Origin of the sequence: Pseudomonas sp. IPO3749 (assembly GCF_013386605.1) — a bacterium.
GTDB classification, from domain to species: Bacteria; Pseudomonadota; Gammaproteobacteria; order Pseudomonadales; family Pseudomonadaceae; genus Aquipseudomonas; species Aquipseudomonas azotoformans_A.
The window spans coordinates 62,191-76,623 of record NZ_JACARN010000047.1 but is presented as its reverse complement, the minus strand read 5'-3'; the positions used below and the strand labels follow the sequence as shown (position 1 = coordinate 76,623).

Below are 14,433 nucleotides of genomic sequence, written 5' to 3'. Positions count from 1 at the left end.
CCGGTTACTGCGGCTTGGCTTCGGAGGACGCGCGGCCAAAGCGGCTGCGGAACACACCAATGATCATCGGCACCAGCGACAGCAGGATGATGAACACCACCAGCAGCGACAGGTTTTTCTTGATAAAGGGCACGTTGCCGAAGAAGTAACCCAGGGTCACCAGGCCGCCGACCCAGAGGATGGTGCCGAATACGCTGAAGCCGAAGAAGCGTGGGTAAGGCATCTTGGCGATACCCGCCACGAACGGTGCGAAGGTACGCAGGATGGGCAGGAAGCGCGCCAGGGTCACGGTTTTGCCGCCGTGCTTGTCGTAGAAATCGTGGGTTTTTTGCAGGTAGTCGCGGCGGAAGATCTTCGAGTTCGGGTTGTTGAACAAGCGTTCGCCGACCGTTCGCCCGATGACGTAGTTGGTGCTGTCGCCCAGGATCGCCGCCAGCATCAACAGGCCGCCGAGCAGCACCGGGTCCATGCCGCCGCCTGCGGCCACGGCGCCGGCAATGAACAGCAACGAGTCACCCGGCAGAAACGGCATGACCACCAGGCCGGTTTCGCAAAAGATGACCAGAAACAGAATGGCGTAGATCCACGGACCGTAATTGGTTACCAGCAGGTCGAGGTAGACGTCGAGATGCAGGATAAGGTCGAGCGGGTTGAAATCCATGGATGGCACCTGTGTGAATGGCCCGGCTCAGCAGGCCTGTGCGGAAGCTCGGGTAATAAGGCTACAAGTGTATGCCGCTTTTCTTACAACCCTGAAAGGTCCGCATTATACGGATTGAGAGGTGAAAAGCGTGTTGGTTTTGTAGCGGGGGATGTCGTGGTTTCTCTGGCGTACACGATCTAAATGTGGGAGCGGGCTTGCTCGCCTTCGCGAGCAAGCCCGCTCCCACAAGGGATTTTTGGTGTTGTCGGGGCTCAGTCTTCGCTGATGGGCAGTGTGTAGTTCTTGAACTCCGTGTCTTCGCGAAACCCAATCGACTCGTAGGTCTTCTGCGCCACTTCATTGTCGCTGCTGGTCGATACCCGCAGCCGTACCGCGTGGGTCTCCTTGGCCATCTTCTTCGCCGTGCGCATCAGGTTATCCGCCACCAGTTGCCGACGTGCGTCTTCAGCCACATAGATGTCATTGAGGATCCACACCCGCTTGAGCGACAACGATGAAAAGCTCGGGTACAGCTGGCAAAAGCCCAGCAGTTTTTTGTCGTCATCATCCGCCAGGGCCAGGTAAATCACCGATTCCTTGCGGCGCAGGCGCTTTTCCAGGAAGTCCCGCGATGAGTCCGGGAAGGGTAAGGCCCCGTAGAACTCGCGGTATTTGACGAACAGCGGGGTCAACAGGTCCAGGTGTTCCAGGGTCGCTTGAGTAATCCGCATGCCAGGCCTCAACTTCCAAATGGGGGATGACCACACAAGCGGCCGTGACTCGATGCTGCCTAATGGCGCGAAAAAGCGCAATCGTGCAGCAATCAGTCATCCGGTGAACTGAGCAGGAAATTGCCTTTCATCAGGTCCGGATCATCCGATTCGATGGTCTGAACCTGCGCCTCGTCCTTGAGATTGACCCCCGACAGCTGCCGACGACACGCCTCTCGCATCAAGTACAGCAAACGATGGGCCGCCATGCCATAGCTCAGGCCTTCCAGGCGCACATTGGAGATGCAATTGCGATAGGCGTCGGTGAGGCCGACCTTGGGGTTGTAGGTGAAATACAACCCCAGGCTGTCCGGTGAACTGAGCCCCGGCCGTTCGCCGATCAGGATCACCACCATCTTGGCGCCGAGCAATTGCCCGATTTCATCCGCCACAGCGACGCGGCCTTGTTCCACCAGAATGACCGGCGACAACGACCAGCCTTCAGCGTGGGTCTGTTCCTCCATGCGCGTCAGAAACGGCAAGGTGTGTTTATGCACGGCCAGCGCGGATAAGCCATCGGCCACCACCACGGCCAAGTCGACGCCGCCGGGATTGGCCGATGCGTGATCGCGCAGCGCTTGGGCGGATTCATCACTCAGACGCCGCCCCAGGTCCGGGCGTTGCAGGTAGCTGTGGCGGTCGGCAGCCGCGCTGTGCAGCAACAGTGTGTCACGCCCGCGTTCGGCCAGCTGGCTGCTGAGGCCCGCGTGGTCAAAGGGCAAATGCACCGCGTCGCGCGCCTGGGCGTGGGCAAATTGAAAGTCCAGCTGCGCGTTGGTGGGAATGCTGGTGCCGGTTCGGCCCAGGGCAATGCGCGCCGGGGTCAGGCGGCGCAGTTCCAGCCAGGGGTTGTCAGGCAGGTCGAGTTGCACAGGCGGCTCCTTCATCCCAGTTGCGCCAAGGCTTGGCGAAAGGCCGGTGGCAGGCTGTTGCCGAAGTGCACCTTGCCGTCGGCTTGCGTGAAGATGCCCATTTTTGCCAGCCACTGTTCGAATTCCGGCGCCGGTTTTAAACCCAATGTTTGCCGGGCATAGAGCGCGTCGTGGAACGAGGTGGTCTGGTAATTGAGCATGATGTCGTCGGAACCGGGGATGCCCATGATGAAGTTGATCCCGGCCACGCCCAGCAGGGTCAGCAGGGTGTCCATGTCGTCCTGGTCGGCTTCGGCGTGGTTGGTGTAGCAGATGTCGCAACCCATGGGCACGCCGAGCAGCTTGCCGCAGAAGTGGTCTTCGAGGCCGGCGCGGATGATCTGCTTGCCGTTGTACAGGTACTCCGGACCGATAAATCCTACGACGGTATTCACCAGAAACGGCTTGAAATGTCGGGCTACCGCGTAGGCGCGGGTCTCGCAGGTTTGTTGGTCGACGCCAAAGTGCGCGTTGGCCGACAAGGCGCTGCCTTGGCCGGTCTCGAAATACATCAAATTCTGGCCCAAGGTGCCGCGATTGAGGCTCAACCCTGCTTCATAACCTTCCTGCAGCACGCTCAGGCTGATGCCGAAACTGGCGTTGGCCGCCTCGGTGCCTGCGATCGACTGGAACACCAGGTCCAGTGGCACGCCACGGTTGATGGCCTCGATGGAGGTGGTGACGTGGGTCAGCACGCAGGCCTGGGTCGGAATCTCGTAGCGCTGGATGATCGCGTCGAGCATCTCCAGCATGGCGCAGATCGAGGCGATGCTGTCGGTGGCCGGGTTGATGCCGATCATCGCGTCGCCATTGCCGTACAACAGCCCATCCAAAATACTCGCGGCGATACCCGCCGGCTCGTCTGTCGGATGGTTCGGTTGCAGGCGTGTGGATAAACGCCCGCGCAGGCCCATAGTGCCGCGAAATTGCGTAACCACGCGGATCTTCTGCGCCACCAGTACCAGGTCCTGCACGCGCATGATCTTGGACACGGCGGCGGCCATCTCTGGTGTCAGACCTGGCGCCAAGGCGCGTAGGGAATGTTCGTCGGCCGCATCGCTGAGCAGCCAGTCACGCAGACCGCCGACGGTCAGGTGGCTGACGGCGGCAAACGCCTGTTTATCGTGGGTGTCGATGATCAGGCGGGTGACTTCGTCGCTTTCGTAGGGGATCAACACTTCTTGCAGGAAATGCTTCAACGGGATATTTGCCAATGCCATCTGCGCCGCCACGCGCTCACCGTCGTTCTGTGCGGCGACGCCGGCGAGGAAGTCCCCGGAGCGTGCGGGGCTGGCCTTGGCCATCACGTCCTTGAGGCTGTCGAAGCGGTAGGTTTGTGCACCCACCGCGTGGGAAAAGCTTGCCATACAGTGTCTCCTTGGCGACGCGAGCAACTGCCCGCGTCGAGGTTTACGGCAGTTAGTGCAGGGCGGCCTCTGCGGCCTGGATCGCCGCGAATTCCTCTTCGGGCGTGCCTGCTACCAAGTGATGCCGGCTGTAGAAAGCAAAGTAAGCAATTAATACTCCATAGATGATCGCGGCGCCAATCACCACCCGCGGATCCACCAGAAAGCCCGCCACCACGGCCACACAGGCCAGCACCAGCGCAACGCCGGAGGTGAAGATACCGCCCGGCGTGCGGTACGGACGGTCCATTTTGGGGCGACGGATGCGCAGGGTGATGTGCGCGGCCATCATCAGCACGTAGGAAATGGTTGCGCCAAACACCGCCACCAGAATCAGCAGGTCACCCTGGCCGGTCAGCGACAAGCCGAAGCCGATGATGCCGGGGATCACCAAGGCCAACACGGGTGCCTTGCTCTTGTTGGTCTGGGACAGTTTGCGCGGCAGGTAGCCAGCACGGGACAGTGCGAAGATCTGCCGCGAATAGGCGTATATGATCGAGAAAAAGCTCGCGATCAGGCCAGCAAGCCCCACCAGGTTTACGAAGCTGCCCATCCAGGTGGAACCGCCGTAGGACAGCGCCAATGCTTCAACCAGCGGGTTGCCGGATTTGATCAATGCGTAAGTGCCGGCGCCGCCCGGTGCGATCACCAGGATCAACAGGGCAAAACTGGTCAGCACCACAATGGCGCCGATCAGGCCACGCGGCAGGTCGCGTTTCGGGTTCTTGGTTTCTTCGGCGGCCAGGGGCACACCCTCTACGGCCAGGAAGAACCAGATGGCATAAGGAATTGCGGCCCACACACCCACGTAGCCGAACGGCAGGAAGGTGCTGGCGCCCATGGCTTCAGTCACCGGAATATCCAGCAGGTTGGCGACATTGAAGTGCGGCACCATCGCCACCAGAAACACACCCAGCGCGATTGCAGCCACGGCGGTAATAACGAACATCAACTTCAGGGCTTCCCCCACGCCAAAGATGTGGATGCCAATAAAGATGATGTAGAACGCCAGGTAAATCATCCAGCCGCCGATGCCGAACAGCGACTCGCAATACGCGCCGATAAACACCGCGATGGCGGCAGGGGCGATGGCGTATTCGATCAGGATGGCGGTGCCCGTGAGAAACCCGCCCCAAGGGCCAAAGGCGCTGCGCGCAAAACCGTAGCCGCCGCCAGCGGTAGGAATCATGGAAGACAGTTCGGCCAGGGAAAAACACATGCACAGGTACATGGTGGCCATCAACAAGGTGGCAAGGAACATCCCGCCCCAGCCACCCTGGGCCAGGCCGAAGTTCCAACCGGCGTAGTCGCCGGAGATCACGTAGGCAACGCCAAGGCCGACCAGCAGTACCCAGCCGGCGGCACCTTTTTTCAATTCGCGTTGTTGGAAGTATTGGGAGTCGACTTTTTCGAAGTCGACAGATGAACTTGTAGGTTCGCTAGACATGGGAAAGTACCTTCCGTTGTTATTGTTTTAACTCGGCCTCTTTGTGCCGAATGCAATTCGCAAGTACTTATGAAGATCTAAATGTGGGAGCGGGGTGTCAGTTAGAAGAAGCCCAATGGATTAATGTCGTAACTTACCAGCAAGTTTTTAGTCTGCTGGTAGTGATCCAACATCATCTTGTGCGTTTCACGCCCCACGCCGGACTTTTTGTAACCACCAAACGCGGCGTGCGCCGGGTACAGGTGGTAGCAGTTGGTCCACACGCGGCCCGCCTTGATCGCGCGGCCCATGCGGTAGGCGCGGTTGATGTCGCGGGTCCACACGCCGGCGCCCAGGCCGAACTCGGTGTCGTTAGCGATCGCCAGGGCTTCGGCTTCGTCCTTGAAGGTGGTGATGCTCACCACCGGGCCGAAGATTTCTTCCTGGAATACGCGCATTTCGTTGGTGCCCTTGAGCAGGGTCGGCTGGATGTAATAGCCGCCGGCCATGTCACCGGTGAGCTTCTCGACTTTGCCGCCGGTCAGCAGTTGCGCGCCTTCGCCCTTGGCGATTTCCAGGTAGGACAGGATCTTGTCGAATTGCTGCTCGGACGCCTGGGCGCCGACCATGGTGTCGGTGTCCAGCGGGTCGCCGCGTTTGATCGACTCGATTTTCTTCATCACGACTTTCATGAAGTCGTCGTAGATCGACTCTTCCACCAGCGCACGGGAAGGGCAGGTGCACACTTCGCCTTGGTTGAAGAACGCCAGCACCAACCCTTCGGCGGCTTTCTCAATAAAGGACGGCTCGGCTTTCATGATGTCGGCGAAGAAGATGTTCGGCGACTTGCCGCCCAATTCCACGGTCGACGGAATGATGTTCTCGGCCGCCGCATGCATGATGTGCGAGCCCACGGGCGTCGAGCCTGTGAAGGCAATCTTGGCGATGCGCTTGCTGGTGGCCAGGGCTTCGCCGGCTTCTTTGCCGAAGCCTTGAACCACGTTCAACACGCCAGGTGGCAACAGGTCACCGATCACCTCCAGCAACACGGTGATGCCCAGCGGGGTTTGCTCGGCGGGCTTGAGTACCACGCAGTTACCGGCGGCCAGGGCCGGGGCGAGTTTCCACGCCGCCATCAGGATCGGGAAGTTCCACGGGATGATCTGGCCGACCACGCCCAGCGGTTCATGGAAGTGGTACGACGCCGTGTGTTCGTTGATTTCGGCGCTGGTGCCTTCCTGGGCGCGGATGCAGCCAGCGAAGTAGCGGAAGTGGTCGGCGGCCAGTGGGATGTCGGCGTTGAGGGTTTCACGCACGGCCTTGCCGTTGTCCCAGGTTTCGGTGATGGCCAGCAGTTCGAGGTTCTGTTCGATGCGGTCGGCGATTTTCAGCAGGACCAGCGAGCGATCCTGGGCCGAGGTCTTGCCCCAGGCGTCGGCGGCGGCATGGGCGGCGTCCAGGGCCTTGTCGATGTCTTTGGCGGTGGAGCGCGGGAATTCGGCAATTGCCTTGCCGTTGACCGGCGAGGTGTTGGTGAAATAGTTGCCATCGACCGGCGCAACGAACTCGCCACCGATGTAGTTGCCGTACTTGGCCTTGAACGAAACGATGGCGCCTTCAGTACCGGGGTGTGCGTAACGCATGGCGGGTATCTCCTGGCTTTTATGTTTATTGGGAGCGCAGCGCAGCAAGCGCTTGATAAAGCGTAGAGCAAAGGTTGGGCCACCGCCTTGCTGGCCAGGCAAATCAAGGGCTTAGGCTTTGTAGCAAGGCGTTGCTGTAGCAGGCTCGATACACCCGGTGTGACAGTTTGTGCCACAAACGGTACAGCCTGTGACCGGTGAGTCGCAGCGGGATTGCATTGCCTGGAAGGCTGGGGGATGCTGGTGGTTCTCACGCAGGGAGAATAATAAGAAATGCACAACGATCATTTCAGCCGGCATGCCCAGCAAGTCCTCACCGTGGCGCATGGCCGCGACCCGTCCAGCGATCCGTCCATCGCCCGCTCCTGGCTGCGTTGTCTGGAGGACTACCACCTCGACCCTGCGCAAACCATTGCACCGACTGTGCTTGAACATGGTCGCTTGCTGGAAAGCCGCGAGCGCCTGCAACAAGTGCTGCACATCGCCGGCAACGAGATGAACAGCCTGCATCAGCAGCTCTCGGGCGCCGGCCATGCGGTGTTGCTCACGGATGCACGCGGCGTGATCCTCAACTGTGTCACCGCGCCGTCCGAGCGCAAGATCTTCGAGCGCGCCGGGTTGTGGCTGGGCGCGGATTGGAGCGAGGCCTGCGAGGGCACCAACGGCATCGGTACCTGCCTGGTGGAACGCCAATCCCTGACCATTCATCGTGATGAACACTTTCGTGGCCGGCATACCGGGCTGACCTGCTCGGCGAGCCCGGTGTTCGATCCCCATGGGGATCTGCTGGCGGTGCTGGATGTGTCCTCCGCGCGGGAAGCGGTGTCGCGCCAGAGCCAGTTTCACACGATGGCGCTGGTGAACCTGTCGGCGAAGATGATCGAGAGTTGCTACTTCCTGCGTCATTTCGAGAACCACTGGCTGCTGCGTTTTCACTTGCAGGCCGAGTCGGTGGGGCTGTTCAGCGAAGGGTTGCTGGCCTTTGACGGAGAAGGGCGCATCTGTGCGGTCAACCAGAGCGCGTTGAACCTGTTGGGCCAGGTGCGCGGCGGCTTGTTGGGGCAGCCGGTGGAAGCGTTTTTCGACTGTTCCCTGGATCAATTATTCGGCCGCGCCAGCGCCAATGCCACGGCCAGTTGGCCGCTGCGCACCCGCGATGGTCGACAACTGTTTGCCGCATTGCGTGGGCAAGTGCGCAGCGCGCCGGCGCCGTTCATCAAGCCCGAGCCGGCTCCGTTGCCCGGCATCTGCCTGGGCGATCCCGCGTTGCAACAGGACTTTCGCAAGGCGCTGCGGGTATTCGAGCGTGATGTGCCGCTGTTGATCAATGGCGAAACCGGTTCCGGCAAAGAGGCCTTCGCCAAGGCCGTGCACCTGGCCAGCCAGCGCGCCGACAAGGCGTTCGTCGCGCTCAACTGCGCCGCCATCCCGGAAAGCCTGATCGAGAGCGAGCTGTTCGGCTATCGCGGCGGCAGCTTTACCGGGGCGCGCAAAGAAGGCATGCAAGGCAAGTTGCAGCAAGCCGACGGCGGCACCCTGTTCCTCGATGAAATCGGCGACATGCCCCTGGCGCTGCAAACCCGACTATTAAGGGTACTGGAGGATCGGCTGGTGGTGCCGCTCGGCGGCGAGCCCCAGGCGGTGAATGTGCGAATTATCAGCGCAACCCACCGCAATCTACTGGAGCGCGTGCAGGACGGCAGCTTCCGCGAAGATTTGTATTACCGGCTCAATGGCCTGGAAGTCGGCTTGCCGCCGTTGCGCGAGCGTAGCGATAAGTCCCAGTTATTGGATTTCCTGCTGGCCCAGGAGGCCAATGGTGAGTCGGTGGCTCTCGACCCATCGGCGCGTGGGGCGTTGTTGGCGTTTGCCTGGCCGGGTAACGTCCGCCAGTTGCGCACGGTACTGCGCACCCTGGTGGCGCTGTGTGATGGAGGGCGTGTCGGCCTGGAGGATTTGCCCGCGCAGATCCGTCAGGCCCGGCCCGTGCCGGTCGCGCAGGCCAAACCGTTGGAATCGCCGCTGGAAGACGCCGAGCGCCTGGCCTTGCTCGCCGCGTTGCAGCAGCAGCGCTGGCACATGACGCACACGGCAGAGCAACTGGGCGTCAGCCGCAACACGCTGTATAGAAAGCTGCGCCGGCACGGCATCGCACGTCACACCCTCAGCTAAAGGGTGCGATTTTCGCCCCCCTGCGCTAACCTGCCTCGATGTTTTACGAGGTCGACTATGCACATTCATATTCTCGGTATTTGCGGCACGTTCATGGGCTCGATGGCGGTTCTGGCCAAAGAGCTGGGCCATCACGTGACAGGCTCCGACGCCAACGTCTATCCGCCCATGAGCACGCAACTCGAGGCCCAGGGCATCGAGCTGACCCAAGGCTACGACCCGTCGCAATTCGACCCGGTCCCGGACCTGGTGGTGATCGGCAATGCCATGTCCCGTGGCAACCCGGCGGTCGAATACGTACTCAATAAAGGTTTGCCTTATGTGTCCGGCCCGCAATGGCTGGCCGACCATGTGCTGCAAGGCCGTTGGGTACTCGCGGTTGCTGGCACTCATGGCAAGACCACCACCAGCAGCATGCTGGCCTGGGTGCTGGAACATGCGGGCATGAGCCCGGGCTTCCTGATCGGCGGCGTGCCGCAGAATTTCTCGGTGTCGGCGCGCCTCGGCGATACGCCGTTCTTCGTGATCGAGGCGGATGAATACGACAGCGCCTTCTTCGACAAACGCTCCAAGTTCGTTCACTACCGCCCACGCACGGCGATCCTGAACAACCTGGAGTTCGATCACGCCGACATCTTCCCTGATCTGCCGGCTATCGAGCGTCAGTTCCATCACTTGGTTCGCACTATTCCAAGCGAAGGCCTGGTGATCCACCCGACCACCGAACCCGCCTTGCAGCGTGTGATCGAGATGGGCTGCTGGACCCCGGTGCAAACCACCGGCGTGGGTGGGCAGTGGCAGGTCAAGCTGCTCAGTGAAGACGGTTCCAGATTTGAAGTGCTGTTCGAAGGCGAGGCCCAGGGCGTCGTCGAGTGGGACATGACCGGCCAGCACAACGTCGCCAACGCCTTGGTCACCCTGGCGGCTGCTCGGCATGTAGGCGTGGTGCCGTCCATGGGCATTGCCGCGTTGAGCGCCTTCAAAAGCGTGAAGCGCCGCATGGAAAAAGTCGCCGACGTGAATGGGATTACCATCTACGACGACTTTGCCCACCACCCGACGGCCATTGCGACTACGTTGGACGGCCTGCGCAAGCGTGTCGGCGATGCGCCGATCATTGCGATTGTCGAGCCGCGTTCCAACTCCATGAAGCTGGGTGCCCACCGCGATGGCCTGCCGGAAAGCGTCAACGATGCCGACCAGGTGGTCTGGTACGCACCGGCCAACCTCGGCTGGGACCTGCCGGGAATCGCAGCGCTGTGCACCGTGCCTTCAACTGTGTGTGACTCCATCGAAGGCATCATCGAACACGTCAAGCATCAGGCCAAGCCGGGCACCCACGTGGTGGTCATGAGCAACGGCGGCTTTGGCGGCCTGCACGGCAAACTGGCCGAGGCGCTGAAATGAGTGGCCCGGAACGCGTCACGCTGGCGATGACGGGCGCCTCCGGTGCGCCTTATGGTTTGCGCCTGCTCGATTGCCTGGTGCGCGAAGACCGTGAGGTGCACTTCCTGATCTCCAAGGCGGCGCAGCTGGTGATGGCCACCGAGACCGACGTGGCGCTGCCGCCCAAGGTGCAGATGATGCAGGCCTTCCTCACCGAATACACCGGTGCGGCGGCGGGGCAGATCAAGGTCTACGGCAAAGAGGACTGGATGTCGCCCGTGGCGTCTGGTTCGGGTGCGCCGGCGGCGATGGTGGTGGTGCCGTGTTCCACCGGCACCCTGTCGGCCATTGCTACGGGAGCCTGCAACAACCTGATCGAGCGCGCAGCGGACGTGACCCTGAAGGAGCGTCGCCAGTTGATCCTGGTGCCCCGTGAAGCGCCGTATTCGAGCATTCATCTGGAACACATGCTCAAGCTGTCGAACATGGGCGTGACGATTTTGCCGGCCTCGCCGGGTTTCTATCACCAGCCGCAGACCATCGATGACCTGGTGGATTTTGTGGTGGCGCGCATTCTCAACCTGCTGAATATTCCCCAAGACATGCTGCCGCGCTGGGGCGAGCACCATCTGAGCAGCGATGAATAAGGCGCTGCTGATCCTGCTGGCGCTGCAACTGACAGGCTGCGCCACCGCGCGCACGTTGGACGCGGCGCAACCTGGCGCGCCGGTGGTGTATGCCGGTACGCGGTTGGATTTGTATGCAATGAATGGCGGTTGCTGCGCCAAGGACAGGTTTGGTGCCGAGGCGCCGGCTTATCCGGGGGTAGACCTGCCGGCGAGTGCCTTGCTTGATACCTTATTGTTGCCGCTGTCGGTGTTGACGGTGTTGGGCGTAGGATTCAACGCCACAGGCGGTCTTTAACCGCAACACAAAACCAATGTGGGAGCGGGCTTGCTCGCGAAGGCGTTATTTCAATCGATGCATAGGTTGACTGATCCACCGCTTTCGCGAGCAAGCCCGCTCCCACATTTGGATCTCTGTCAGGCCGCTAAATTGGGTTATTTACCGAGTTTGCGCAGCTCATCCGACTCCACCACCCGCACCCCGTCCTGCTCTTCCAGCGCCAGGCGCCACATGGCCCGGGCCAGCTCGCACACTTCAATGCCGTGGTATTTGCCCGGAATCAGCCGCGACAACGGCCCGGCCAGTTGCTCCGCCAAACGCGGCTCCAGCCGTTCCCCCAATAGCAACGACGGCCGCACGATGGTCAGTTGTGGCCAGCCTTGGGCTTTGAGTGCTTCTTCCATTTCCCCTTTGACGCGGTTGTAGAATATCGAGGATTTTGGATCGGCGCCAATCGCGCTGATCACGATCAGGTGGCGTGCGCCCATTTCCCGCGCACGCTTGGCGAAGGCCACGACCATGTCCAGATCGACGGCGCGAAACGCCGCTTCGGACCCCGCCTGTTTGATGGTGGTGCCCAGGCAGCAGAAGGCCAGGTCCACCTGGCCACTCAGCTGCGGCAGGAACACCGCCGGGTCGCCCACCGGGTTTTCCAGGTGCGGGTGTTCGGCCAGTGGCTTGCGGCTGGGCGCGAGCACGCGGGTCACGGTGGGTTCGTTGAGCAGGCGATCGAGCAGGTGTTCGCCGGTAAGGCCGGTGGCTCCGGCGAGCAAGATATGCTGAGGCGTCAGGTACATGGTGTTTCCCCCTTGTTACACAGTTCAGCTTAGTTGCCTTTGGCTTCCTTGCTATTCATTGAGACGCTTTCGAGCGCCTTTCGTGCCTGCTGTTTGCGTAATAATTGCCAATGGGCGATCACACCCTTGGGGGCCCAGATCTGCGGTTCGGAGGCTTCGAAGTTGTCCGCCTGCTCGCGTTCGGCCACATGCAGCTGTGCCAGCTTGAAGGCTTGCTGCAAGTCGTCGGTCTGGTTGAAGGCTTGGGCGAAGAGGGCGTCGCCGAAGTAGGTGAAGTCGGCTTCTTCGGAGCAGCCGAAGGACACGCGATCGGCGCGGGAAGCGGTCATGATCAGGGTGCGCTCGTCCTTCAGGGCCGGGATGAAACCACCGGAGTAGCAGGCCGAGATCACCACGATCTTGTCGCGGTTCTTCAGTGGTGCCAGCACGGCGGCCAGCTCATCGGCGGGCAGGTCGGCCAGCTCCATGCGCGGTTGGTCGAGCACCAGTTCGTGTTCGTGGGTGCCGTGGCTGGTCATGTAGATAAACACCAGGTCTTCCGGGCCGGTGCGGTCGGCCAGGGTCTGCACGGCGCGGCGCAGGCTTTCGCGAGTGGCCAGCGGGCGGTCGGCAATGTGGTCGCGGTGGTTGACCAGGCGAATCTGCCCGCGTGCACCGAAACGGGTGGCGAGCATGTTGCTGACGTAATCGGCTTCGCGCAGGAACACGCTCTGCTTGCCATCGCCAGCCACGGCCAGGGTGTACAGCTCCACGGCAGGGGTGGAGGCGGGCACGGCGGCGAGGGCGGCGTCGAGCAGGCGACCCTGAGCCAACACGCCGATTTCCAACGGGTCGGGCAGCAGTTTGCCGTCGGCGTCCCGCACACGCATGCCGTTGACCCAGGTGCCGGCCTGTACAGTACCGTCGGTGAGCACCAGGGTGCCTTTGCCTTGATAGCTGTCGCTGTCGAAACCGCCGATATAGAAGCTGCCGTCGGTGAGGTTCAGGCGGCCTTCGCCGGTGAAACGCCAATCGCTGAACTGGCCGACGTAGTGGCTGCCGTCGACGCCGATCAATTCGCCCTTGCCGGTGAGCGCGCCTTCCTTGAACTGGCCGATCCACACGTCGCCGTCGGCGTTCTCGTAGCGGCCCTTGCCGTTCAGTTGGTTCTGTTTGAACTGGCCGACATAGATGTCGCCATCGGCGCTGTTGAACGTGCCATTGCCTTCCAGCTGGCCATCAACGAAATGACCGCTGAACTGGTTGCCGCTGTCGTCGTTGCGCTGGCCTTCGCCATTCGGCTTGCCGTGGGCGAACTGGCCCTGGTATTGGCTGCCGTCGGCCAGCTCCAGGCGGCCGAGGCCGGAATACTGGTCGTCCTTGAACTCGCCGCGATAGGTCATCTGCCCCTCTTTGAGGGTGCCTTCGCCATTGCGTCGACCATTTTTGAAGCCGCCGACATAGTGGCTGCCCGCCGTGGTCAAGCTGCCTTGGCCGTCGAACAGGCCCTGTTGGAACTGGCCTTTATAGACTTCGCCGTTGCTGCCATGCCACTCGCCCTGACCGTGCCACTGGCCTTTGTCGAACTGGCCGGCGTACCAGCTGCCGTTGGGGTAGTCCACGCGGCCCTGGCCTTGCAGCAAGCCATCGACCACGTCGCCCCGGTAACGGCCGCCGTCGGGCAGGCGCGCATCGGGCGGCAACAGCGATTCGCCGTCTCCGCAAGCGGTGAGCAACAGGGCAAGGGCGAGGGGGGCGAGTGGGCGCATAGCGGGATCCGGATAATTGAGCGCCGAGTATGCCGCAGCTGCGAGTTTCATACATAAATTTACATACACTGTGGTGAGGTTTATATCCCCACCACAGGCGCGGGCTTACACGAAGTAGAGCGACAACGACTCGGCAATGTAAGCCGGTTTTTCCTGGCCTTCGATTTCCAGGGTGGCAGTGGCCTTGAGCAGCCATTGGCCGGGTTTTTTCTCGGTGACGTCATTGAGCGTCACGTTCAGGCGCACCTTGGAGTTGACCTTGACCGGCTGGATGAAACGCACGCTGTCCAGCCCATAGTTGACCGCCATCTTCAGGCCTTCGGGCACGATCAGCAGGTCTTCCATCAGCTTGGGCATCAGCGACAGCGACAGGAAACCGTGGGCGATAGTGCTGCCGAACGGCGTCTGCGCGGCCTTGACCGGGTCGACGTGGATGAACTGATGATCGCCAGTGGCCTCGGCGAACAGGTTGATACGCGCCTGGTCGATGGTGAGCCATTCGGAACGTCCCAGTTCCTTGCCGACATAATCTTTGAGCTGCGCTACGGGTACATAGGGCATTGCGTCTCTCCTTGGTTCATCACGCTGTGTACAACGTCTGGTTTTTTATGGGTTACAGAGAACC

At 61.4% G+C, this 14,433-nt stretch carries 13 protein-coding genes; 4 read left to right on the top strand and 9 right to left on the bottom strand.

The genetic code is table 11. From position 1 onward, the window contains the following. Positions 1–4: 4 nt before the first annotated feature. From HX812_RS19405 to HX812_RS19380, 6 genes are all read right to left on the bottom strand, one after another. On the bottom strand, positions 5–661 hold the full coding sequence (locus tag HX812_RS19405) for a DedA family protein (protein ID WP_033898377.1): 657 nt from the start codon (positions 659–661) through the stop codon (positions 5–7). 254 nt (positions 662–915) lie between these two features. Then, positions 916–1,374 carry an N-acetyltransferase gene (locus tag HX812_RS19400; RefSeq protein WP_038846327.1) on the bottom strand — a complete coding sequence of 153 codons (459 nt, stop codon included), beginning with the start codon at positions 1,372–1,374 and terminating at the stop codon, positions 916–918. A 92-nt stretch (positions 1,375–1,466) separates the two neighbouring features. After that, positions 1,467–2,300, bottom strand: a complete 834-nt coding sequence (gene eutC, locus HX812_RS19395) for an ethanolamine ammonia-lyase subunit EutC (RefSeq protein WP_038846326.1) — start codon at positions 2,298–2,300, stop codon at positions 1,467–1,469. Beyond that, positions 2,297–3,691: an ethanolamine ammonia-lyase subunit EutB gene (locus tag HX812_RS19390; protein ID WP_028618091.1), complete on the bottom strand. Its 1,395-nt coding sequence runs from the start codon at positions 3,689–3,691 to the stop codon at positions 2,297–2,299. Before HX812_RS19390 ends, eutC begins: the two co-directional genes overlap by 4 nt. Before the next feature lie 52 nt (positions 3,692–3,743). Beyond that, positions 3,744–5,177 (bottom strand): ethanolamine permease, encoded by a 1,434-nt coding sequence (eat, locus tag HX812_RS19385; RefSeq protein ID WP_038846323.1) that lies wholly within the window; start codon positions 5,175–5,177, stop codon positions 3,744–3,746. Between the two features lie 101 nt (positions 5,178–5,278). Then, a complete protein-coding gene (locus tag HX812_RS19380; RefSeq protein WP_016978566.1) occupies positions 5,279–6,799 on the bottom strand; it encodes an aldehyde dehydrogenase family protein in 1,521 nt (506 codons plus the stop codon). A 273-nt stretch (positions 6,800–7,072) separates the two neighbouring features. Between HX812_RS19380 and HX812_RS19375 the strand changes: the two genes are divergently transcribed. From HX812_RS19375 to HX812_RS19360, 4 genes are read left to right on the top strand one after another with little or no spacing between them, the layout of a single operon-like run. Then, positions 7,073–8,971: a sigma-54-dependent Fis family transcriptional regulator gene (locus HX812_RS19375; RefSeq protein ID WP_038850139.1), complete on the top strand. Its 1,899-nt coding sequence runs from the start codon at positions 7,073–7,075 to the stop codon at positions 8,969–8,971. Between the two features lie 57 nt (positions 8,972–9,028). Then, complete coding sequence (gene mpl, locus HX812_RS19370; RefSeq protein WP_038850137.1) at positions 9,029–10,378, top strand: UDP-N-acetylmuramate:L-alanyl-gamma-D-glutamyl-meso-diaminopimelate ligase; 1,350 nt, start codon at positions 9,029–9,031, stop codon at positions 10,376–10,378. Next, positions 10,375–11,004: a flavin prenyltransferase UbiX gene (gene ubiX, locus HX812_RS19365; protein ID WP_017735613.1), complete on the top strand. Its 630-nt coding sequence runs from the start codon at positions 10,375–10,377 to the stop codon at positions 11,002–11,004. Before mpl ends, ubiX begins: the two co-directional genes overlap by 4 nt. Continuing rightward, positions 10,997–11,281: a YceK/YidQ family lipoprotein gene (locus HX812_RS19360; protein WP_016978571.1), complete on the top strand. Its 285-nt coding sequence runs from the start codon at positions 10,997–10,999 to the stop codon at positions 11,279–11,281. Before ubiX ends, HX812_RS19360 begins: the two co-directional genes overlap by 8 nt. A gap of 137 nt (positions 11,282–11,418) precedes the next feature. On the opposite strand, the gene HX812_RS19355 is transcribed toward HX812_RS19360, so the two are convergent. From HX812_RS19355 to HX812_RS19345, 3 genes are all read right to left on the bottom strand, one after another. After that, positions 11,419–12,060: an oxidoreductase gene (locus HX812_RS19355; RefSeq protein ID WP_033896428.1), complete on the bottom strand. Its 642-nt coding sequence runs from the start codon at positions 12,058–12,060 to the stop codon at positions 11,419–11,421. A 29-nt stretch (positions 12,061–12,089) separates the two neighbouring features. Beyond that, positions 12,090–13,808: a C13 family peptidase gene (locus tag HX812_RS19350; protein ID WP_038847486.1), complete on the bottom strand. Its 1,719-nt coding sequence runs from the start codon at positions 13,806–13,808 to the stop codon at positions 12,090–12,092. Positions 13,809–13,913: 105 nt separating this feature from the next. Then, entirely contained in the window at positions 13,914–14,369 is a 456-nt protein-coding gene (locus tag HX812_RS19345; RefSeq protein WP_010206803.1) for a MaoC family dehydratase, read from the bottom strand. Positions 14,370–14,433: the final 64 nt, after the last annotated feature.

Excerpts from the sequence above, each read along its gene's own strand:
- HX812_RS19405 (WP_033898377.1), bottom strand. The coding sequence starts at position 661 with ATGGATTTCAACCCGCTCGACCTTATCCTGCATCTCGACGTCTACCTC.
- HX812_RS19400 (WP_038846327.1), bottom strand. The coding sequence starts at position 1,374 with ATGCGGATTACTCAAGCGACCCTGGAACACCTGGACCTGTTGACCCCG.
- eutC (WP_038846326.1), bottom strand. The coding sequence starts at position 2,300 with ATGAAGGAGCCGCCTGTGCAACTCGACCTGCCTGACAACCCCTGGCTG.
- HX812_RS19390 (WP_028618091.1), bottom strand. The coding sequence starts at position 3,691 with ATGGCAAGCTTTTCCCACGCGGTGGGTGCACAAACCTACCGCTTCGAC.
- eat (WP_038846323.1), bottom strand. The coding sequence starts at position 5,177 with ATGTCTAGCGAACCTACAAGTTCATCTGTCGACTTCGAAAAAGTCGAC.
- HX812_RS19380 (WP_016978566.1), bottom strand. The coding sequence starts at position 6,799 with ATGCGTTACGCACACCCCGGTACTGAAGGCGCCATCGTTTCGTTCAAG.
- HX812_RS19375 (WP_038850139.1), top strand. The coding sequence starts at position 7,073 with ATGCACAACGATCATTTCAGCCGGCATGCCCAGCAAGTCCTCACCGTG.
- mpl (WP_038850137.1), top strand. The coding sequence starts at position 9,029 with ATGCACATTCATATTCTCGGTATTTGCGGCACGTTCATGGGCTCGATG.
- ubiX (WP_017735613.1), top strand. The coding sequence starts at position 10,375 with ATGAGTGGCCCGGAACGCGTCACGCTGGCGATGACGGGCGCCTCCGGT.
- HX812_RS19360 (WP_016978571.1), top strand. The coding sequence starts at position 10,997 with ATGAATAAGGCGCTGCTGATCCTGCTGGCGCTGCAACTGACAGGCTGC.
- HX812_RS19355 (WP_033896428.1), bottom strand. The coding sequence starts at position 12,060 with ATGTACCTGACGCCTCAGCATATCTTGCTCGCCGGAGCCACCGGCCTT.
- HX812_RS19350 (WP_038847486.1), bottom strand. The coding sequence starts at position 13,808 with ATGCGCCCACTCGCCCCCCTCGCCCTTGCCCTGTTGCTCACCGCTTGC.
- HX812_RS19345 (WP_010206803.1), bottom strand. The coding sequence starts at position 14,369 with ATGCCCTATGTACCCGTAGCGCAGCTCAAAGATTATGTCGGCAAGGAA.